We start from the raw sequence: 21702 nt of genomic DNA, 5'->3' as shown, positions 1-21702 counted from the left end.
GTAATTTGCATACCAATAAAATAAAAGTAAAAGAGAAAATATGTCAACACTTACATTTGCCGAGAAAATTGCTCAAGCAGAAAATTTCTTACCGATTAACGGTACAGATTATATTGAGTTTTATGTAGGAAATGCAAAACAGGCTGCTCATTATTATAAAACCGCTTTCGGTTTTCAGTCTGTAGCTTATGCTGGTCCTGAAACAGGAGTAAGAGACCGTGCATCTTATGTGCTTCAACAAGGAAAAATCAGATTAGTACTTACAACAGGACTTAAGTCTGACTCTCCTATCAGTGAGCATGTAAAAAAACATGGTGACGGAGTAAAAATCTTAGCACTTTGGGTAGATGACGCTTATGCAGCATTTGAAGAAACTACGAAAAGAGGTGGAAAACCATATTTAGAACCAGTAACTTTAACTGATGAGCAAGGTGAAGTAAGAATGTCCGGAATTTATACTTACGGAGAAACAGTTCACATGTTTATTGAAAGAAAAAACTATAACGGCGCTTTCATGCCAGGATATGAAACATGGGAAAGTGCTTACAATCCTGAAGAAGCAGGTTTATTATACGTAGACCACTGCGTAGGAAATGTAGACTGGAACAGAATGATCCCTACTGTGGAATGGTATGAAAAAGTGATGGGATTTGTAAACATTCTTTCTTTTGATGACAAGCAGATCAATACAGAATATTCCGCATTGATGTCTAAAGTAATGTCAAACGGAAACGGATATGCAAAATTCCCGATCAACGAACCTGCAGAAGGTAAAAAGAAATCTCAGGTAGAAGAATATCTTGATTTCTATGAAGGTGAAGGAGTACAACACATTGCTGTAGCTACAAAAGACATCATCCATACAGTTACTGAACTTAAAAAGCGTGGTGTAGAGTTCCTTTCTGCTCCACCAGAGGCATATTATGACATGGTTCCTGAAAGAGTAGGTCATATTGATGAAGATCTTAAAAAATTACAGGAGTTAGGTATACTTATTGATCATGATGAAGAAGGATATCTTTTACAGATCTTTACAAAGCCTGTGGAAGACCGTCCTACTCTATTCTTCGAAATCATTGAAAGACATGGTGCACAGAGTTTTGGTGCCGGAAATTTCAAAGCATTATTTGAAGCATTAGAAAGAGAACAGGAAAGAAGAGGTAATCTTTAATTTTACATAAAATATTAAGTTTTGTCAGGATATCAATTCTGGCAAAACTTTTTTATAAAACACAGCATATGAGAAAAATTTTAATCGGAATATTATTCTTTGGAACCTTAGGTGTAAAAGCACAATATGGAACTTTGAATGCTATTTTGGACAAACTTGAAGCAAGAAAAGGAATCAACCAAAATCTTGAAAATGTAAATATTGACAATAAGAAATTTGTTTTCATTAAAGATGAAGCAGATCACACAGAAAGAGATTTTATTGTCATCAAGGGAAGCAATGCAACTTATGTAGAGGTCTTCGATGATAAAGCTACAGGAGAAAGCAGCTCCAATGTATTTACTGGTGATATTGTAAGAAAAAAGAATATTGTTTCATTAAGAGCTAATGTTCTTGAAGGCAAAAAAATCCCAATGCCTGTCACAAAAACATTATTACTTACTAAACAAGATAATATACTCTACCTCATCGATGTCAATACCAGAGATCGATGGATTGATGAAGAATCTTATTCCAAGAAGAAATAAAAAAACGAGAAATAATCCTCGTTTTTTTTATATAATTTCTAAAATAGATTTTTTTACAACTTAAGATTTTGTATAAAACTTTTCAGATCATCATTTTTATCTAATCCTAACTTCTGTTTTAGCCTGTATTTAGTCATTCGTACAGCCATTGGACTTGATTTCAAAATGTTTGATATCTGTTGATTATCCATATTAAGATAAATATAAGAAGCATATCTTAAATCCTGATTTGTCAGTTTACTTACTGCAATTTCCTGAAGTCGTTTGAAAAAATCAGGATGTACGTCCTGAACAATTTTCTGCATTACATTAAAGTCATGATCAATAAGCTGTTCTTCTTTTAATGCACGGCTGATACTGGTATTTTTATCCCCCTTTGCCTTCTCTTTTATTTCATTAATAAAAGTATTTTTCTGATCCAGCTGTAATGAAGTTGCCATAGCATGTTTCTGAAGCTGCTCTTGTTGTATTTCCAGCAGCTCTTGTTCTGCTTTCAGTCGTTCCTGCTCTTTTTGAGTCAATTGTAATAACAAATTGGCTTCATTTTTTTCACCTTCCAGAAGGCTTATCTTTTGTTTACTAAGCTTTTGTCTGTAACGAAGCATATAAAAAAGGAAGATAACCCCAACTATTGAAAGTAAGATAATAAATAAAGAAAGTAATTTATATTTATTGTACATCTTATCTTTTTCCTCCAACTGTCTGATCTGATTATCTTTCTTTTCCGTCTCATAAAATAATTCCAGAGATTTTGTACTATTTTCAAATTTCTCTAAATATCCTTGTTTTTCAAAACTTCTTGCTTCTTTTAAATATTTCAGCTCTTTCTCAGGCTGATGTGTCTTTTCATAAAAATTAGCAAATTTCTCCAAAAATGAAACAATTTTGACAGTAGAAAATTCATAATTATTAGCTACTTTACTTTTAGGAATTAATTCATATGCTTTAAGATAATACTCTTCTGCAAGTTTATTCTTATTTTCATTTTCAAATAATATAGCAATATTATTATAGGTAGCGCATCTTAATTCTTTAAAAGAATCGTCATTCTCAGTTAAATCTAATATTTTATCATAAAGCTTTAGACTTTCCGAAACACTTTCTGTAGAATTATCGGCAAGACTATTAAGATTAAAATAATAGGTTATCAAAGCCTTTTTATTGGCTGTTTTATCTTTTATGTTTTGAATGTGGGAATACGTTTTTTGGATATAAATAACTGCAGAATCACGATATTTTTTAGAATCAGCACCACTCATTGTAAGATGTTGATACGCATAATAAGCACAAACATTATTAGCACTTTGAAAGATCAGGAAATCATTTTTAGACTTCAAAGCATAATTGTATGCTGAGATACAAGCCACTTTGGTATATTTCTCATCTCTATTCAATTTATTTTTAGACAAATACAAAAATTTACTTGTGAACAGAGCACTAAGAATGAAATTTTCCTTCGGAAATTTACTGAATGTAGTGATACTTTCATTGACTGTTTTTACAAAAAAATCATTTTTTTCAAGATAAGCATAGTACAAAGCGTAACCATACTTAACATATGCCATATCGATTTCATTTCGTGTTTTCAATGCTATTTTTTTAGCATTTTCTAAAGCATCAATCTTTTTACTTTCGTCTTTTGGTTTGTCATAACATCTTGATAAATATACATAACCGATTACTTTTCGCGAGTTGTCATCTGATTTTAGTAATCTGGATTCGACGATTTCTTTAGCTTTGATAAAATTTTTAGCAAATAATAAGAGAGAGATTTGATGTTGATCTTCATCTACATCACTTTGTGCGAAACCAAAGCAAGGAAGGAAAAATAAAATTAGAAATAAAAATATTTTATTCAATCTGATTAGTTTAAATGGTTATGCAATAAATATAGAAATATATACTAAATAATTTCAATTAATAAATAAATAATTTTCAACTCTTTTCTAACCAACATACAATTTTCGCTAGAAAACCATCTACAGTACATTTTTAGAAAATCATTCATTTATATTTTTAAAATGGTTTGCAAAACTCATAAAAAAAAGGATTAACAAACAAATTAATAACATTTCAAAACATATACATAAAGTAACAATACATATACAAATAAAATTAAAATACTATTAATCAGCTACTTAAAAAAAACAACTAAAAATATAAATAAGACAAATCAGAGATTAAAACTTATAAAAATATATTTACCCTATAAAAAATCAATACCAACATTTAAAGTATTAATAATCAATTTATTATATAAAAAAACAACTTCAAACACAAATTAAGTCTTTTTTAAACATAATATAAACACCTGAAAAACAAAACATTAAACAAGATGTATATATTCTACACTCCTGGATCTATAAAATGTAAACAAAGTGAAACGACGCATATTCTTATGATCACACAATTTTCATTCAATTTTGCAGCATCAAAAAAACACAATTTAAATAAAGATAGGTCAAGGTATAATATCTCTAACCTATTCAAAAAATGAAAGGTGTTATGGATTCAAATTATTTCGAGACATGCGCCTTTCTTTTTACTCCTTTGGATGCTAAGAAAGATAGTATATAACAACACAAATGATAAAAAACAAAGTGTGACAGTTCCAATTTGTTATTAAAATTTTATGATCATATTACAAAAAACAAGGCTGAAAAATAATGTCTAAAGGATTGATTAAGGCTCTATAGTCAATAATTAAAATGGAGGTCTCAATTCATTGTATTTAGATCCAAAAATAGAAACAGTATTAGTACCAAATTATCTTTTGCAAATATGGTACTGGAAGTGGGGAACAAAATCATGATATTGTCCAAAATAAACAATCTACTAGAAACTATTGCAAAATCCAGCTGTAATATAATTCTATATAACCTTAACAATAATTATATCACAACATTTAATACCATCCAGTGAACGTTCTGAAAATTAAAACTGGAAGGAAATAATTTTAATACAATTTCTTATTTAACATCATATTAAAGTTGGTGTGTTTTTTCCTGTAGAACTGAAATCTGAGATTTCAGTTCTACTTTTTTTATATAAAAATAAATCTCTAACATTTATTTTTTAGGGCTACAATACATTCATAATAAACGTAATTAAATCAAATAATTCCAATTTCATTTCCTTTTCTTCATATAGTAAATATTATAAATAAATTTTAAGTATTTTTGAAAGGAAAACATTTGAATTTTATTATATTGACATCATATTAATAAATCAGGTTTTCAGAACGTAAACGATTAGTTTTAAATCTATATAAAAAGTATAATTCATATTAATAATTCCAGACTTATGAAATCATTTGTAGACTATTCCTCAAATTCGGATTTTTCTATACATAATATTCCTTTCGGAGTAGCAGTATTTAATAAAGAATATATCGGATGCTGTACAAGAATCGGAGATCAGATCATTGATCTTGCCACGTTGTATGACCTTGGCTATTTTGAAGATATTGAAGGATTAGACGACAATGTTTTTGAAGCATACACAATCAACGAATTTATTGAGCTGGGAAAACCGGTTACTAATGCTGTCCGCATTAAAATTCAGACATTATTACAGGAGGGATCCACTCTTTCAAAAGATCAAAAAACTATTGAAGAAGCATTCTATGATCTGGATAAGGTGAAAATGATGATGCCGGTTCACATCCCAAATTATACGGATTTTTACAGCAGCATTGAACATGCTACTAACGTTGGAAAAATGTTCCGTGATCCTGCCAACGCTTTATTACCTAACTGGAAACATTTACCTGTAGGTTACCATGGAAGAGCGTCATCTATTGTTGTTTCTGGAACGGAAATTAACCGTCCGAAAGGGCAAACAAAACCTGCTGATGCGGATAAGCCACTTTTCGGTCCATGTAAGCAACTGGATTTTGAATTGGAAATGGCTTTCATCGTTAATAAAAATACTGAGATGGGTGAAAGTATTTCTACAAAGGATGCTGAAGATGCCATTTTCGGAATGGTAGTTTTCAATGACTGGTCTGCAAGAGATATTCAAGCTTGGGAATATGTTCCACTGGGACCATTCCTTGCGAAAAATTTTGGTTCTTCCATTTCCCCATGGGTAGTAACTCTGGAAGCTTTGGAGCCATTCAAAACAACTTCTCCAGCACAGGATCCTGAAGTTTTAGATTATTTAAAATTTGAAGGAGACAAAAACTACGATATTAACCTTGAAGTATATATCCAGCCAGAAAATGGTGAGCAAAACCTTATCTGTGAAAGCAATTACAAATACATGTACTGGAATATGAACCAGCAATTGGCTCATCATACTATAAATGGATGTAATGTAGAAGTTGGTGATATGTATGCCAGCGGAACAATTTCAGGAACAGATCCAAAATCTTTTGGCTCTATGATGGAATTAACATGGAGAGGTCAAAATCCTTTATCATTAAGCAACGGTGAAGAAAGAAAATTCATTGAAGATAATGATACGGTTACCATGAAAGCATGGGCAGAGAAAGATGGTGTGAGAGTAGGTTTCGGTGAAGTTTCCGGTAAAATCATCCCAGCACTTTAAATTTAACCACAAAAGTCACAAAAGATATTTATGATTACCCAATCATATTTAACTGATTTAACCTATAAGATAAACGGCGCCTGCATAGAAGTTCATAAAATTATGGGCGCCGGTTTATTGGAAAGTGTATATCATAAATGTTTGGAAGAAGAATTCAGATTAAGAAATATCAGGTTCAAATCCGAATTAAAGGTTCCTGTACACTACAAAGGAAAAGAAATACACTGTGATTTCTTTTGTGATTTTTTAATTGAAAACTTAATCGTTATTGAGCTCAAATCAGTTGTTCAATTAAATGATATTCATCGATCTCAACTTCTAAACTATATCAACTTAATGAAGAAACCCAAAGGCATTTTATTAAATTTTAATGTAAAAACCTTTATCACGAAGGTCAGAAAACTTTTGTCAATAAATATTATGACATGCTTTTTTGAGCTTTAAAAACCTAAAGCTATTTTACTTAAACAACTTTTGTGACTTTTGTGGTTATATAATTTTGTAGTTAAACAAAAACATGAAAACAGTAATCCCCTCCGAAATAACTTCCGTACAACTCCAAACGATTATGCAGACAGCCGTTTCACCCCGTCCGATTGCTTTAGCATCTACGGTGGATAAAGACGGTAATAATAATTTATCTCCCTTCAGCTTTTTCAATATGTTCAGTACGGTTCCTCCGATTCTGATCTTTTCACCATCAAGAAGAGTACGTGATAATACCACGAAACATACATTGGAAAATGTATTGGAAGTTCCGGAAGTCGTGATTGGAACAGTAAATTTTCCAATTGTACAACAGATATCCTTAGCTTCTACAGAATATGGAACAGGGGTAAATGAGTTTATCAAATCTGGGCTTACCATGAAGGATGCAGATCTTGTAAAACCTAAACTTATCGAAGAATGCCCTGTAAACTTTGAATGTAAAGTTTTAGAAGTAAAATCTTTGGGAGATCAGGGCGGTGCCGGAAATTTGGTGATCTGTGAAGTTCAGAAAATTCATATCAGGGAAGAATATCTGAATGAAGCAGGAAATCTTGATCAGAAAAAACTGGATATGGTAGCACGTTTAGGAAGCAACTTGTATTCAAGGAGTAATGAAAACAGCCTTTTTGAGGTTCCTAAACCTTTAGTGACCAAAGGTATTGGATTTGATCTACTACCCGACTCTATTAAGTATAGTAAAGTGTTTACGGGAAATGATCTTGGAATGCTTGCCAATATAGAAATACTCCCTGCTGAAAATTTCTACGCTGAAGAAAGTATTCATCTTGATGCTCAGAAACTTCTTCTGGAAAGCAAAGTGGAAGAAGCATGGACTCTGCTTACCATTAAATAAACCCATCAAAATAAAAAACAGCCTGAATATCTCCGGCTGTTTTTTATTGTATACTTATATCGTCTATTACTCATTCAAAGCTTCAATACCAGCAATCTTCCCTTTTTCATTGAAATCAGAGATTTTACCATTATTATCAATGGAAACATTCAGATTATCGTTTTTAGAATCATAATAGATTTTGGTAGAATATCCGGGACAGTCATGTTGTTTACACCCTTTAAGTATATAAATATCATGCTCTAAGGATATTGGAGTTGTTACATCAAAGTATTTTACCATTTCTTCATATTGGTTTCCAACCAGTTTTTTCAATCTTTCTGTGATGTTTTTATCTTCAAAGAATTTGATATCATGAGGATATTTCCCAACATTTTTAGTAATAATATTTTCACCAACAGCAGAAGTTGAAGGCGTTTTTGTAACAGCAGAATCTGTTTTTGGAGCTACGGTAGAATCTTTAGTCATTACTGTAGCCAAGGTATCTTTGCTTACTGAAGATTGTGTTTGAGCTTCTTTTTTACAGGAAAGAACTGTTGTCAATAAGGTCAGTGCCATTGCACCGTAAATCATTTTTTTCATAATTATATTATTTAGAGGTTAATACGGAATAACGCCATTACAATGATATTATTCTCTTACTTCATTTTGTCATTAATAAACTTAATACACATTTCAATCACTGTATTCAGGTCTTTTGGCAGCTCAGTTTCCGTCCAGGGTTCTTTGGCTCCGAAAGTATGATTGGCATTTTCAATAAGAAGCATTTCAGAATTCGGGTTCAGGATGTGAAGATGCTCTGCATGCTTTACATCTACAGCTTCGTCCTTCGTTCCATGGATGATGAACATATGAGCTTTAACCATTTCGGTAGCACGTTCTACATCAAAACGATGAATATTTTGATCATAATCTTCATAAAACTGATAATAATGTGGCATTTCCTGCTTCGTTCGACCATTTAAAGCGTAATAAACACCTTCTTTTTTCCAATTTTCAAAATAATCTCCTTTTGGGAAACGATCTAAAGTATCTACACTTGCCAGAGTAATCAATCCATTAATTCTCTCATCTTCGAAAGTTTTAATAATAGAAATTCCTCCTCCCCTGCTATGACCGATAAGGATGATCTTTTCAGGATCTACATTAGGATTTTGGATAAAATGATCAATTACCACTCCAAGATCGGAGAGTTCCTTAGAATAATTATTATTTCCGAACGCCTCAAGGTCAGCAAAATTATCAGGATCTTCAAGAGTAGTTCCATTATGAGAAAAATTAAACTTCACAAAGAAAAACCCTGCTTCTGCAAACTTTTCTGCCATTAAGCCCCAAGCTCCCCAATCTTTATATCCTTTATAACCATGAACAAAAATGATCAATGGACGTTTTTCGTCTGTTTCATTATAGTAAGCATCTGCAAGAAAATTTTTTGTTTCACTATTCTCCAGATGTATATTCTTTTTAATAATCAGGTTCATAAGACAAAGCCATTTAATTTAAATCGAAATTTATGAAAAAAACTATCAAAAAATAACCTTAATTTTGCTTTATGCAGAATTTAAGAACGGTAACCGTGATGCGTTACATTCTGCCTTTGAGAGAGGGAGGTTCTCTTCCCGCTTTGGCAGAAGCTGATGATGATTTTAAATATGTTTTGAAATTCCGTGGCGCAGGTCATGGAGTAAAAATGCTCATCTCTGAACTTTTGGGAGGAAGAATTACGGAAGCATTAGGATTAAAAATTCCCGAACTGGTTTTTATAAATCTCGATGCCGATTTTGGAAGAACTGAAGCTGATGAAGAGATTCAGGATTTACTGAAATTTTCTGAAGGTTTGAATCTTGGGTTACATTATCTTTCGGAGTCTATTACTTATGATCCGGGTATAAGTGTTGATCCACTTTTAGCCTCAAAGATTGTTTGGCTTGACGCCTTCATTACCAATATTGACCGTACTTATAAGAATACGAATATGCTGATGTGGCATAAAGAACTTTGGATCATTGATAATGGGGCATCGTTTTACTTCCATCACTCATGGCAAAATTTTGATGCTGCAGCAAAAACTCCTTTCAAGTATGTAAAAGACCATGTATTATTACCAAAAGCTACAAAGCTGGATGAAGCAGATAAATTTGCTCATGAGGTATTGAATGACAATCTTTTCAGGGATATTGTCAATTCAATTCCTGAAGACTGGCTGCATTGGAATGATGCTGATGAAACTCCTGAAGAAATCCGTGAGATCTATTTTCAGTTTTTGAAAACCCGATTCGAAAATTCACAAATCTTTGTAAACGAAGCTAAAAATGCAAGAGGATAAAATATATGAATATGCGGTAATACGCTTGGTACCGAAAGTTGAAAGAGAAGAGTTTTTCAATATAGGATTGGTGATGTTTTCCAAAAAGGAAAAATTTATCCGGGTAGAATTTTATTTGTGTCCTGATAAATTTAAGCTGATGCACAGTAAACTTGATTATGAAGATGTGATTCAAAATCTGCAAAGCTTCCAGAAAATTGCCAATGGTGATAAAAGTGGTGGTCCTATTGCTTTGTTTGAAATCCCCGAACGTTTCCGATGGCTTACTGCTGTAAGAAGTGCGGTTATACAAACTTCCAGACCTCATCCAGGAAAATCCAAGGACCTGAATATCACTTTTGATAAGCTTTTTGAAGAGCTTGTAAAATAGTTCATCATATAAAAAAAGAATCTACAATAATCTGTAGATTCTTTTTTATAATTTAGTAATATAGATATCGGATTAGTTCACAAAAACATCTTTCCATTTTTTAACCGTATTACGACTTAGTTTGAAATGTCTTGCTATTTCAGAATTATTTAGTTTATTTTTTCTTTGATAGTCTAATATCTGAAGGATATCTGATTTAAGGTATGAACGGTATTTCTGGCTGGAATTAGTGTCGGGATTTTCTGTTTTATTCCGTTTTCCGAAAAGATCTTCATTAAGCTTTATTACATCCAATGCAGATAGTTCTTCTTTCTGAAACATAGCTTGATATTTTTCAATTTTATCCGGAAATTTCTTCGTCATCATGTCCAAATAAATCCTTTTATAATAAGGTCGTGAACTGTTTTCCATATTTTGGTGTTTTTTTATTTATGATTATTTTTTATACTTCTCGATCCACTTATATAAAGTTGTTTTAGGGATACGATAATCCTTAATCACTTCTGATTTTGTTTTCTCACCTGTCTTTATTAGGTCCAATAGAAAATCTATAATTTCCTTAGTATAAATATTCTTTCTGAACTTAGGAAGTTCAGAAACATTTGAATTTTTCACACTGTATATAGCTTCTCTTTGAGGAGAAAATAAAATTAAATGATGTGAATAAATTCTAAAAAAATCGTATTCCAGAAGTTTACTCCATTTCAAAACAATATCTGTTGGCAAATTGCTTTGGGTATACATTTCAGCAACCTCATCTTCCGTACATTTCATAAACTTGGAAATTCTCTCAGAATCTATATCAGTTTCATCAACTCTGGTTTTTATGATCTGTCCTATATGAATATCTTTAAAATTCATTTTCAAATAAATAACATTGTTAAAACTAAATAACAAAGCTAAAGACAACACCACTTTAATAAATTTATACCATGACTATATTTTGTATACACTAAATTTTTTCCGCGTATACAAAACATATACCGACAACAAATACAACAAATACAAACAACTGTATTACAACCAAATAACTTAAAAAAACATCAATACAAAAGAAAAGGTTTAAGTTTAATAAAACATAGCCCCAAAACAATTCAGTCAATAATTTTATTAAATAAAATCAAACTTTTAAAGATTAAAATCAAGGTTAATTAAAGCTTTTATCATCCGAAAAATTAGAAATTTTAAGAATATTTTTGGTAAGCTTTTTGAGGTATAAACTACTAACACAAAACTTAAAAAAGTTCCATTATGAAATCATCTCCCGATATATCAATCTATAAGTTATTCACAAAACTATTCTTTGTTTTATTTTTAAGTTCTTCTCCTTTATTTTTTTCACAGTCATTTTCACAATCGCCAGACAAAGCTCCAAAGGTAAAAAGCACATTACTTCCTGAGATCGCTTCGGTTACAGAAAATATTGTTTATAAAACCAATAAAAAGGGAGATTCAATTTCTCTTGACCTTTATTCTCCTAAAAATATATCGACAGAAAAGTTTCCGGTTTTAATCTATGTACACGGCGGGGGCTGGGTAGAAGGAGATAAAGTGATTCTTGCCGATGATTACGTAGAAAACACCATCAAAAAATTAATTGCAAAACAATATGCAGTGATTAGTATCAATTATACTCTTCTGAATGAGACCACTCACTTCCCACTGCCTTTGGAGGATACTAAAGATGCGATAAAATGGGTAAGAAAAAATGCTGAAAAATATAATTTTGATACAAATAACATCGGACTTTTTGGAGCTTCGGCAGGGGCACATCTTTCTTTGCTTGCCGCTTATACACCTGAAGATACGTTCAAGGGAAGCTCAGAACTCTTACCTTACTCTGCAAAGGTAAATTATGTGATTGATCATTACGGTCCGGCTGATTTAAATAAGCTTTTCCATACCAGAGCGGGGACCATTCCTGTTTCTATGATTGGATTAATTTCAAAAAAGATCATCACTCTGCAACAAAATCTGGTAAAAGGACTTTCCGGGCTGGATGTCAATAAAGATCAGGATACAGTAATAGAATATTTCAAAACGATCTCTCCTGTAAGCTTTACTTCAAGTGGTGTTCCTACTCTTATTGTACAAGGCAATGCAGATAAAGTGGTTCCTTTAAGCCAATCTAAAAAACTTTACAGAAGATTGAAAAGAGCAAAAGTGGAAACATCATTAATTATTATTGACAAAGGTGTTCACAGCTTTTCAACAACGGATAAGGATCGTCTTGATAAAATGACGGATCAGATGGTGGATTTTATTGTTTCACAGAAAAAGTAAAAAAGAGCCTGTTTAGATGTCTAAACAGGCTTTTAAAATCAGATAACAAGATGTTTATTATCTTTACATATCAATTGTCTATCATTTAATGTATGCCAATAGAAATTAAATAGTTTGCCAGTCATTAAGTCCTTTAAAAACTTCAAATAATTTATTATCTCTATTGAACCTTACTTCTCCTAAAAATCCATGGTACTTTCTTGTAGCTGTAGTATGACTGCCACTAATGGAGATGTATTCCTGATTGGAAACCGTACCAATAACATTAATAAGAATATTATCATTCGCAAAATCAAATCCTGTAATATTCTCAATTGCAGCGCGGAAAGCTACCTGAAGTGGATCTGTTGATTTAAATACATTTGTTGAAATTCTTACATTATTACAATAAGGCACTTTTAAAGAATCATCCTCACCCTTAAGTTCATCTTCATGAATATAAGGATCTGTATCAATAGAATGATGTTTAAACTTTAAATCGTTGTTCTGAATGATCACATTATCATTTTGAGCAACTAAAAATATATTTCTGTACTGAACACTTTCAAGCTTATTTCCTTCTATAATAACATTAGCGGTCTTATGACCACCACATATAATATTCTGTTCACCAGGTATATCAACCTTAGAATAATTATTTATGATTTTCACATCACTAGCCCATCCAACTTCAGCCAAAATATATTCTCCATCTCTTTCTACAGGTGAAGTCTTTTGAAGAGTAAGGTTTTTAACTCTATAAAATCCGGTAGCATTTAAAACTGAACCACATTTTACTTTATTATTAAAGCAGTACACATCTTCTATAATTCCATATCCTGCCACTAAATTAATTGCATGTCCATCCCTATTTTCAGAACATATCAATGTATTATTTGTAATACTTATCCCTTTTACCCCATCCAAGACACCTAAACAAGATATTGCATGATTACACGCAGGTGCGTATACATAGTTTTTATCTATAAAGATATTTCTCATCATTAGCCCCGGAGTTATCCACGGATCCATTTCCAAATCAATTGGAGCTACAAAATCATTTGCTTTTTCCATATGATTGCGTTCAATAATAATATCGATACCAGAAATTACTGCGACATTACTTCTACGAGGATTGAGTAAAACATTATCATAGATATGAATATCTTTATTATACTCCTGTGAATGTTTATTTTCTGTGTGAAGCAACTGAATACAATCTCCAAGAACATTTTCCATTCTGTTCTTGAATATTTTAATATTATTGGAAGATTGAATACCAATAAGAGCCTGTTGCTGACTCAAATTGCTTACACTATCCCATGAACCATCAAGATGGAGACCACTTATTTCGATATATTCTTTACTTGTCTTTTTAGTAATATAGAATATACTATAAGTAAAATAACCCAATTCTGTAATACTCTTACTATTAATTTCTTCCGTGACTTTTAATTTTGGAAGCCCATGTCCTATCGCAGAATGATATAATGTTACTTTTCCAAAAAACTTATAGTAAGAATCAGAATTAATATTACGAATAGACAATGGTAATTTTAAATTGGCTGCTCTCTGAAAAATAGGAGTATTATTAGTAGTTCCATCCTGCTTTGCACCGAAATATACTACATCTACTTCTTTGATAAACTGATGAAACAATCTAATTGTTCCCACTGTTATTAAACTTCCGTCATCATCCGGTTCTGTACTGTCGGATACATAATAATGAATAGGATCAGGGGTATCTCCTTTGATATAATATCCACTAAGTCTTACTCCCTTGTAAATTTTCATCTTCAGTAACAGAACTTCAGTATTGCTTAAAGACTTCATTTCTGCCATAGTATCCTTTTCCAGATACTCATTTTCAGTAGAGGAAATCCTAACATAATAGTCATTCCCTTTTTTTCTGTAAATAACACCATCTGTTTTAGAGTCATCCATTACAGTGTTATCATACCATTGTGTTACTTTTTTAAAGTTTACATTTCTATACGTGTTGCTATCGACCAATTGAACAATATTGTCATTTGGAAAGTTACTGTTCAAGGCGAAAAATTCGTCTGTAAAAATCATAATAATATTTTTTCTTAAGGTTTACATTGCGAAGATAATGGCAGTGTACGACAGAACTTGACGTATAATATATAATCTGAAATTTTTGAAATAGTTTTAAAATATATCTGAAGAAGAAAGCTTAAAAAGGTCCGTTGGTGAGCATAAAAAAACAGCCTGAAAATTTCAGGCTGTTTTTTTATGAATCTAATTATATTTATTAAAAATTGAAATTCAATCTTGAGAAAACATATCTTCCGTTTTGTCCAAATTGTGAAGTAGAACGTGAGTAAACGAACTGATCATTATTGCTGGACGCAGGCAGGTTTTTAGTAGGATAAATATCAAACAGATTGTTTACCCCTAAAGTCAGCCCTATATTTTTGGTAAACTGGTAGGCAATGGAAATATCTGTAATAATCTTATCTCCTATTTTCTGGTGTTCATTGAACTCTATGATTCCGTCTCCGTTGGCATCAAGAACATCAGCTCCTGTTACTTTTCCGAAATAAGTGTTTCTAAGATAGAAACTAAGGTCTTTCCATGTCAGAGTATGAGATAGACTTGCTTTTACTCTCGGAACCGCTTCTTCCAGATATACTCTTGATTTTTCCGAAAAATAAATCTTTTCCAATGTTGGGGATTTTAGCATTCCTGCTGAATGGATATCTCCGACCTGCTTTGTCTGGTTCAGATTAATTGCAAAATTATTATCAAGCTTGATGCCTGAGAATCTTGTATTATGGGAAATAACTATATCTACCCCTTTTGTTTCTGTATCAATGGCATTGGTAAAAAACTGAGCGCCATTGATATTTAATTTTTCAAATTCCAATTGTGCTTCCAAAGGCACATCTTTCTTTAAAAACTGATCCGTAAGAATGATTCTGTTGTCGATTTTTGTAAAATATCCATCGGCTGTAAATGTCAGATTCACAGATGGTATTTTATATGTAAATCCTATACTTGCCGATTTAGAAGTTTCCTGCTTCAACTTAGGCATATTTAATTGTTCAGCCAGTTTGGAATCATTACTGAACGTTCCTACTTCCATAAGCTGATTATTAGTGTATAAAGTAGAAGTTACATTATAATAAATCTGGTGAATAGAAGGAGCCCTAAACCCTGTAGATCCCGCTAATCTCAAATTAAAATTAGGAGCTACTTTGATTCTTGAAGCCAATTTATAATTGAACGTAGATCCAAAATCTGAATAATTTTCATATCTCGCAGCTGCATCTACCAATAACCAATTGGTAAAGTTTAACTCTACATCTGCATAAGCTGCCAATGATTGTCTGTTTTTATTAACTGCATTTTCAGGTCTAAACCCGTTAAAAACCTGTGAACCTCCTGGTAAAGCCTGTCCAAAGAAGTCTGTAGCTCTTATATTAGGATTTCCGTTCCATATATTTCCATACTGATCATAAGTCTGGTAAGAATCTCTTTCTCCTTCAGTTATTTTAAAGTTTTCAAAACGGTGTTCTCCACCAAATGCCACATTCAAACCTTCCAGTACATCATATTTTTTAGAGAAATCTAAATTGATTGTGTTTTGTGTAAATCGTAATCCTCCTGCATCAAATTCACTTGGAGAGGCAAAACGCATTGAAGTATTTCCAGTATTTCCGATATTATACGTAAAGGAATTCTGTCCAAATGTATTACTGAAATCAATATGCCAGCCCTCCCATTTTCCTTTAATTCCTGCAGCTAATGAAATATCCTGAATATCGGTTCCTATCTGTGGTAAATATCCGTTAGGATACAATGCAGTAAATGTTCTGCTCTCTCTTGGCTTTCTGTAAAAACCTCCGGAAGTACCGTGTCTCAAGCTGTAACCGCCAAAAGTATATACTTTCCAATCATCACTTACAGGAACCTCAGCATTGATAAAAAGCTGATGATTATTAAGCTTAGACTGCCCTACCTGCATATTAAAATCTTTTCTTGTCAATCCTCTGTAGGCAAGTTCCTGATCAGTAACATCGGCACTTAATAAAGACCAGAGTCCTTTTTGAGGATTTCCAGATCCGTCTGTAAAATCTGCAAATGTATTAGCATTCTGAATGTCTGATAACTGAGTTGCACTAAAATAATTTACGCCCTGAGCATATTGATGTACATAATCAATAATCTGCTGAGAATTAGGAGTATCTTTTATATTGGTAAAAAGAGAAGACAGGTTTACACCATCCTGCATAGCTCTTTGTTCAATAGCATTATAAGCGTTAAAAATAGGACCTTTCTCTGTTCCTGCTCTGTATGTAGGATTTCTGAACTGTGAAGACCAGGTAATATTGAAGAAACCGCCTTTGGTTCCGATTTTAGTCCCATAGTTTAAATCCAGCTGAATATTCTGTCCGTCAAAATTTCCTGTATGATCATTTGCAGTAGGGGTTAAATTTCCACCATAACTGATCTGCCCGGTAAGTTTTCCTGTATCTCTTTTGAGTTCAAGGTTCATTACTCCGGCAATTGCATCTGAACCATATTGTGCAGCCGCTCCATCCCTAAGAACTTCAATCCTATTCAAAGCAAAAGAAGGAATAGCATTAAGGTCTGTTCCTACTGTTCCCCTACCCGGCGTACCGTTTACGTTTACCAAAGCAGAAGTGTGTCTTCTTTTTCCATTTACCAAAACCAACACCTGATCTGGTCCCAATCCTCTAAGCTGAGCAGGATCCAAATGATCTGTTCCATCCGAGTTAGTCTGAACCGTAGAAGTAAACGAAGGTGCAATAGCATTCAATATCTGTCCTATATTCGACTGTGGAAGAACGACTGAAGCTTCCTTTAAATTGAATACATCTACAGGAACAGGGCTGTCTGTCTTTGATCGTGCTCCGGCTCTTGACCCCAGAATAACGACTTCTTCTACATTATTTGTTTTTACGCTGTCTTTTTTTGTTGAAGCACTGTCTTTTTCCTGTCCGTAAGTAAAAACTCCCAGGAAAAATAAAACAGAAGCGGAAAGAATAGTTTTTTTATTTCTCATATCATTTGATCAATTTGATTAAACATTTATGTTTTTTGCAGGTGCAAATGTAAAGTTTATTTATTAGTCCACAAAAACAATAGACTTTGTTTTTGTAAAAAATGTTAATCGTTTCTATCTATCCCTTATTAAAATTACTAATTTTTAAAATACATTATAAAAAATTCCAACAAAAAAACGAATCCAAAAAATTGAATTCGTTTTATATTATATTAAAAATTATCTAAAGTTTTCTGCTTTAAATCTTTGTAAGCTTAGCGTATTTCAAGATCAGGTTTTTTTCTCCTTCATGAATAAAAATAACTTTTGCCTTTATATTCTGAGGATCTGTTCCATCCAGAAAAGAAACTTCGCCTATTCCAAAACGGTCGTGTCTTACTTTATCTCCCACTTCAATATCCTGAGAAGAAGCTCCGCTTGGATTAATAATTTTCGCGGTACTTACTGGTTTCAGTTTTCTTACCTCCTGCGCTGGTGCTGATTGTTCATTTTTACCAATCGTTTTCTTTTCCACCTTTTTGAAAGATCGCATTTCAGATGGATGCTCATCAAAGATATTAGACTTTACTCCGGAATTATTGATAAATCTTTTTTCCAATACCGGATTAAGGAATTCTATGTATTCATCATCAATCTCACTAAGGAATCTTGATGGTTCTGCATCTGTAATTTTCCCCCACTGGAAACGTGAAACTGCATAGGAGAAGAACACTTGCTTTTCTGCTCTTGTTAATGCCACATAGAACAGTCGTCTTTCTTCTTCAAGATCTTCTCTTGTTGCGGAACTCATAAAGCTTGGGAAAAGGTTTTCTTCAAGACCCACAAGGTGTACAACCGGAAACTCAAGCCCTTTGGAAAGGTGAATCGTCATCAGAGAAACCATATCATCTTCAAGTTCTTTATCCTGAGTATCTGCCGAAAGAGCAATATTTTCAAGGAAATTGGAAAGACTTGGGTCACCATCTTCCAGCTGCATTTGCTCTTCAATGAAACCTTGCATAGAGTTCATTAATTCCTGTACGTTTTCTACTCTGGAAATACCTTCGGGAGTCTGATCATCTTTTAAAAACTTGATCAGCCCACTACGTTTTGCCACTTCCATTGCAACACTGTATGCTGTTTCTGTCTTCAATAATACCTGGAATGCTTTGATCATAGACCAGAAGTCATTCAGTTTGTTTAAAACACCATTATTAAGCCCTAATTGAGGCGCATACATTGGTAAATTATCCAAAACTTTTGACACGGCAATATTCTGAGCATCTGCAAAAACGATCAGTTTATTCTGTGTTGTATCTCCAATACCTCTTGCAGGGTAATTAATGATTCTCATTAAAGCCTCTGAGTCATTTTCATTGATCAAAAGACGCAGGTAACCTATTAAGTCTTTAACTTCTTTTCTTTGATAGAAAGAAAGTCCACCATATACTTTGTAAGGAATATTTTTACGTCTTAGAGCATCTTCAAAAGCTCTGGTCTGAGAGTTCGTTCTGTATAAAATAGCAAAATCACTGTATTTTCTCTGATCGCGGTTACGTAGTTCCCAGATATTTCCGGCAACAAAGTTGGCTTCATCCGCATCGGAAAGAGAACGGTAAATTTTGATCTTATCTCCTTCTTCATTATCACTGAAAACATTTTTTTTGAACTGCTGTAAATTCTTCGCAATAACAACATTCGCGGCGTTTACGATGTTTTGTGTAGAACGATAATTTTGTTCCAATGATACAGTGATTGCATCCGGATAATCCTTTTTAAAGTTCAGAATGTTATAAATATTCGCTCCACGGAAAGAGTAGATAGACTGTGCATCATCTCCTACTACACAAATATTCTCAAACTTGGAAGCCAGTGCTTTCACAATAAGATACTGAGAATGATTGGTATCCTGGTACTCATCTACCATGATATATCTGAACCTGTCCTGATATTTAGCTAACACTTCCGGGAAACGCGTCAACAATTCATTGGTTTTTAACAATAAATCATCAAAATCCATTGAGCCATTTCTGAAACATGCATCTACATACCTCTGATAGATCTGCCCGATGAATTTCATATTTGCCTTTTCATCCGCCTCCATCAATTCGGGATTGTTGAAATAGGCTTTTACCGTAATCAGGTTGTTTTTATAGGTTGAAATCCTTGCCTGAACTTTCTTTGGTTTATAAAGATCCGCATCAATGTTCATATCCTTCAATACTTTTTTGATGACATTCAGTGCATCCTGCTGATCATAAATGGTAAAATTGGAAGGATAGCCCAATAAATGAGCTTCAATTCTCAAAATTCTTGCAAACACCGAGTGAAAAGTTCCCATCCAGAGACTTCTTGCATTACTGTCTCCTACTACCTTTGCAATACGTTCTTTCATCTCACGGGCTGCTTTATTGGTAAAGGTAAGTGCCAGAATATTGAAAGGGTCTATTCCGTTATGAATAAGGTGAGCTATACGCATCGTAAGCACACGGGTTTTTCCTGAACCGGCACCTGCAAGTACCATCAAAGGTCCCTGTAGTGAGGTAACAGCTTCATATTGTGATTCATTGAGTCCTTTCAAATAGTCCATACTGCAAAAAATTTTGGGAACACAAAATTAATGTATTCAGAGGAGAATTCAAATTATGAAATGTCAATAGTCAATTTTGCATCGTAAATAACTAGCGAATTTCTACTGAATGTAAGAATTTATAAGTAAATAAATTGCCCATTCATCATTCAATTTTCATCAAAGTGTAACATTTAATTCACTTTTCCTACTAATTGATAAACAATTTCTAACTTTATGAAAAAGCGACTTCTTTCTGCTGCTGCCGTAGCTTTCTTCGGGCTAATGCTGAATGCACAGCAAATCAAATTCGAAGAGTATGATCTTCCCAACGGTCTTCATGTAATTCTTCATCAGGATAATTCAGCGCCGGTAGTTACTACAGGTGTAATGTATCATGTAGGAGCAAAAGATGAAGTGAAAGGAAGAACCGGTTTTGCTCACTTCTTTGAACACCTTTTATTCGAAGGAACTCCAAATATTAAAAGAGGCGAATGGTTTAAGATCGTTTCATCCAACGGAGGGCAGAACAATGCCAACACAACCAACGACAGAACATATTACTACGAAACTTTTCCTTCCAATAATGAGCAACTTGGATTATGGATGGAAGCTGAAAGAATGCGTCATGCCGTAATCAACCAAATAGGAGTAGACACTCAGAGAGAGGTAGTAAAGGAAGAAAAAAGACTGAGAATGGATAATCAGCCTTATGGAAATCTTTTCTCAACTATTCAGAAAAATCTGTTTACCAATCACCCATACAACTGGCCTACAATTGGTTCTATGGAAGATCTTAACGCTGCAAAGCTTGAAGAGTTCCAGGCTTTCTACAAGAAATTTTATGTACCAAACAATGCAACTTTAGTGGTAGCAGGAGACATCAAACCTGATCAGACTAAAAAATGGATTGAAGAGTATTACGGAGGTATTCCAAAAGGAACAATTTACCCTAAGTCTTTCCCTAAAGATGCTCCTATCACTCAGGAAAAAGAAGTTACAGCTACTGATCCGAACATCCAGCTTCCGGCATATGTTTTTGCTTACAGAACACCTGCCAATAAAGAAAAGGACGCTTATGTTTTAGATATGCTTTCTTCTTATTTAAGTAATGGTAAATCTTCTGTTTTATATAAAAAATTAGTGGATCAGGAGAAAAAAGCACTTCAGGTAGCGGCTTTCAATCAGGGACTTGAGGATTACAGTATTTTTGCATTCTTTGCTATTCCTATGGGGCAAACCACTAAGCAGACTTTACAGGCAGATATTGATGCTGAGATCAAAAAGCTTCAGACAACTTTAATTTCTGATGAGGATTATCAAAAAATTCAAAATCAGTTTGAAAATCAATTTGTAAATCAGAATTCAAGCATCCAGGGAATTGCGGCTTCTTTAGCAACCAACCACGTATTGATGGGAAATACAAATCTTATCAATAAGGAAATCGACATCTACAGGTCTATCACCAAGCAGGATATTCAAAATGCAGCTAAAAAGTATCTGAATTCCAACCAAAGAATCATCATCAACTACGTTCCTGAGAAAAAATAAT

General features: G+C 33.1%; 17 protein-coding genes. 9 read left to right on the top strand and 8 right to left on the bottom strand.

Annotation, left to right across the window (positions count from 1 at the left end; genetic code table 11):
• Positions 1-40: 40 nt before the first annotated feature.
• Entirely contained in the window at positions 41-1171 is a 1131-nt protein-coding gene (hppD, locus tag BBI01_RS22040; RefSeq protein ID WP_065396791.1) for a 4-hydroxyphenylpyruvate dioxygenase, read from the top strand.
• A 68-nt stretch (positions 1172-1239) separates the two neighbouring features.
• Positions 1240-1698 (top strand): hypothetical protein, encoded by a 459-nt coding sequence (locus BBI01_RS22035; protein ID WP_065396790.1) that lies wholly within the window; start codon positions 1240-1242, stop codon positions 1696-1698.
• Between the two features lie 53 nt (positions 1699-1751).
• On the opposite strand, the gene BBI01_RS22030 is transcribed toward BBI01_RS22035, so the two are convergent.
• Positions 1752-3557, bottom strand: coding sequence for a helix-turn-helix transcriptional regulator (locus BBI01_RS22030; RefSeq protein ID WP_065396789.1), 1806 nt, complete (start codon positions 3555-3557; stop codon positions 1752-1754).
• Between the two features lie 1444 nt (positions 3558-5001).
• Here BBI01_RS22030 and fahA point away from each other — a divergent pair.
• The 3 genes from fahA (at position 5002) to BBI01_RS22015 (ending at position 7591) form a co-directional block, all read left to right on the top strand.
• Positions 5002-6249, top strand: coding sequence for a fumarylacetoacetase (gene fahA / locus BBI01_RS22025; RefSeq protein ID WP_065396788.1), 1248 nt, complete (start codon positions 5002-5004; stop codon positions 6247-6249).
• Between the two features lie 30 nt (positions 6250-6279).
• Positions 6280-6693, top strand: a complete 414-nt coding sequence (locus BBI01_RS22020; RefSeq protein ID WP_228394054.1) for a GxxExxY protein — start codon at positions 6280-6282, stop codon at positions 6691-6693.
• Between the two features lie 73 nt (positions 6694-6766).
• A complete protein-coding gene (locus tag BBI01_RS22015) occupies positions 6767-7591 on the top strand; it encodes a flavin reductase family protein (protein WP_065396787.1) in 825 nt (274 codons plus the stop codon).
• Positions 7592-7657: 66 nt separating this feature from the next.
• Here BBI01_RS22015 and BBI01_RS22010 read toward each other — a convergent pair whose 3' ends face one another.
• Both BBI01_RS22010 and BBI01_RS22005 read right to left on the bottom strand, forming a co-directional pair.
• Positions 7658-8173 (bottom strand): Ivy family c-type lysozyme inhibitor, encoded by a 516-nt coding sequence (locus BBI01_RS22010; RefSeq protein WP_065396786.1) that lies wholly within the window; start codon positions 8171-8173, stop codon positions 7658-7660.
• A 56-nt stretch (positions 8174-8229) separates the two neighbouring features.
• The gene (locus BBI01_RS22005; RefSeq protein WP_065396785.1) at positions 8230-9072 is read right to left on the bottom strand and encodes an alpha/beta hydrolase family protein; all 843 of its coding nucleotides are present in this window, start codon (positions 9070-9072) and stop codon (positions 8230-8232) included.
• Between the two features lie 71 nt (positions 9073-9143).
• Here BBI01_RS22005 and BBI01_RS22000 point away from each other — a divergent pair, with 71 nt between their 5' ends.
• The gene (locus BBI01_RS22000; protein WP_065396784.1) at positions 9144-9917 is read left to right on the top strand and encodes a HipA family kinase; all 774 of its coding nucleotides are present in this window, start codon (positions 9144-9146) and stop codon (positions 9915-9917) included.
• A complete protein-coding gene (locus BBI01_RS21995; RefSeq protein ID WP_065396783.1) occupies positions 9904-10287 on the top strand; it encodes a DUF3037 domain-containing protein in 384 nt (127 codons plus the stop codon). Before BBI01_RS22000 ends, BBI01_RS21995 begins: the two co-directional genes overlap by 14 nt.
• 72 nt (positions 10288-10359) lie before the next feature.
• On the opposite strand, the gene BBI01_RS21990 is transcribed toward BBI01_RS21995, so the two are convergent.
• Both BBI01_RS21990 and BBI01_RS21985 read right to left on the bottom strand, forming a co-directional pair.
• On the bottom strand, positions 10360-10698 hold the full coding sequence (locus BBI01_RS21990; protein ID WP_065396782.1) for a helix-turn-helix domain-containing protein: 339 nt from the start codon (positions 10696-10698) through the stop codon (positions 10360-10362).
• 24 nt (positions 10699-10722) lie between these two features.
• Positions 10723-11148, bottom strand: coding sequence for a transposase (locus BBI01_RS21985; protein ID WP_065396781.1), 426 nt, complete (start codon positions 11146-11148; stop codon positions 10723-10725).
• 390 nt (positions 11149-11538) lie between these two features.
• Here BBI01_RS21985 and BBI01_RS21980 point away from each other — a divergent pair, with 390 nt between their 5' ends.
• Positions 11539-12570, top strand: a complete 1032-nt coding sequence (locus BBI01_RS21980; RefSeq protein WP_065396780.1) for an alpha/beta hydrolase — start codon at positions 11539-11541, stop codon at positions 12568-12570.
• Between the two features lie 105 nt (positions 12571-12675).
• Here the strand turns inward: BBI01_RS21980 and BBI01_RS21975 are convergent, their stop codons facing one another.
• The 3 genes from BBI01_RS21975 to BBI01_RS21965 form a co-directional block, all read right to left on the bottom strand.
• Positions 12676-14625: a hypothetical protein gene (locus BBI01_RS21975; RefSeq protein WP_065396779.1), complete on the bottom strand. Its 1950-nt coding sequence runs from the start codon at positions 14623-14625 to the stop codon at positions 12676-12678.
• Positions 14626-14824: 199 nt separating this feature from the next.
• Positions 14825-17602, bottom strand: a complete 2778-nt coding sequence (locus BBI01_RS21970; protein ID WP_065396778.1) for a TonB-dependent receptor plug domain-containing protein — start codon at positions 17600-17602, stop codon at positions 14825-14827.
• Between the two features lie 238 nt (positions 17603-17840).
• Positions 17841-20171 carry an ATP-dependent helicase gene (locus BBI01_RS21965; RefSeq protein WP_065396777.1) on the bottom strand — a complete coding sequence of 777 codons (2331 nt, stop codon included), beginning with the start codon at positions 20169-20171 and terminating at the stop codon, positions 17841-17843.
• 216 nt (positions 20172-20387) lie between these two features.
• On the opposite strand from BBI01_RS21965, the gene BBI01_RS21960 reads away from it, so the two are divergent.
• Positions 20388-21701, top strand: a complete 1314-nt coding sequence (locus tag BBI01_RS21960) for a M16 family metallopeptidase (RefSeq protein ID WP_065396776.1) — start codon at positions 20388-20390, stop codon at positions 21699-21701.
• The last annotated feature ends 1 nt before the right edge of the window (position 21702 follow it).

Source organism: Chryseobacterium artocarpi, assembly GCF_001684975.1.
In the GTDB taxonomy this organism is placed as follows: domain Bacteria; phylum Bacteroidota; class Bacteroidia; order Flavobacteriales; family Weeksellaceae; genus Chryseobacterium; species Chryseobacterium artocarpi.
The sequence above is the reverse complement of the archived record's forward strand: the minus strand, read 5'-3'. Positions and strand labels throughout refer to the sequence as shown.

Excerpts from the sequence above, each read along its gene's own strand:
- hppD (WP_065396791.1), top strand. The coding sequence starts at position 41 with ATGTCAACACTTACATTTGCCGAGAAAATTGCTCAAGCAGAAAATTTC.
- BBI01_RS22035 (WP_065396790.1), top strand. The coding sequence starts at position 1,240 with ATGAGAAAAATTTTAATCGGAATATTATTCTTTGGAACCTTAGGTGTA.
- fahA (WP_065396788.1), top strand. The coding sequence starts at position 5,002 with ATGAAATCATTTGTAGACTATTCCTCAAATTCGGATTTTTCTATACAT.
- BBI01_RS22020 (WP_228394054.1), top strand. The coding sequence starts at position 6,280 with ATGATTACCCAATCATATTTAACTGATTTAACCTATAAGATAAACGGC.
- BBI01_RS22015 (WP_065396787.1), top strand. The coding sequence starts at position 6,767 with ATGAAAACAGTAATCCCCTCCGAAATAACTTCCGTACAACTCCAAACG.
- BBI01_RS22010 (WP_065396786.1), bottom strand. The coding sequence starts at position 8,173 with ATGAAAAAAATGATTTACGGTGCAATGGCACTGACCTTATTGACAACA.
- BBI01_RS22005 (WP_065396785.1), bottom strand. The coding sequence starts at position 9,072 with ATGAACCTGATTATTAAAAAGAATATACATCTGGAGAATAGTGAAACA.
- BBI01_RS22000 (WP_065396784.1), top strand. The coding sequence starts at position 9,144 with ATGCAGAATTTAAGAACGGTAACCGTGATGCGTTACATTCTGCCTTTG.
- BBI01_RS21995 (WP_065396783.1), top strand. The coding sequence starts at position 9,904 with ATGCAAGAGGATAAAATATATGAATATGCGGTAATACGCTTGGTACCG.
- BBI01_RS21990 (WP_065396782.1), bottom strand. The coding sequence starts at position 10,698 with ATGGAAAACAGTTCACGACCTTATTATAAAAGGATTTATTTGGACATG.
- BBI01_RS21985 (WP_065396781.1), bottom strand. The coding sequence starts at position 11,148 with ATGAATTTTAAAGATATTCATATAGGACAGATCATAAAAACCAGAGTT.
- BBI01_RS21980 (WP_065396780.1), top strand. The coding sequence starts at position 11,539 with ATGAAATCATCTCCCGATATATCAATCTATAAGTTATTCACAAAACTA.
- BBI01_RS21975 (WP_065396779.1), bottom strand. The coding sequence starts at position 14,625 with ATGATTTTTACAGACGAATTTTTCGCCTTGAACAGTAACTTTCCAAAT.
- BBI01_RS21970 (WP_065396778.1), bottom strand. The coding sequence starts at position 17,602 with ATGAGAAATAAAAAAACTATTCTTTCCGCTTCTGTTTTATTTTTCCTG.
- BBI01_RS21965 (WP_065396777.1), bottom strand. The coding sequence starts at position 20,171 with ATGGACTATTTGAAAGGACTCAATGAATCACAATATGAAGCTGTTACC.
- BBI01_RS21960 (WP_065396776.1), top strand. The coding sequence starts at position 20,388 with ATGAAAAAGCGACTTCTTTCTGCTGCTGCCGTAGCTTTCTTCGGGCTA.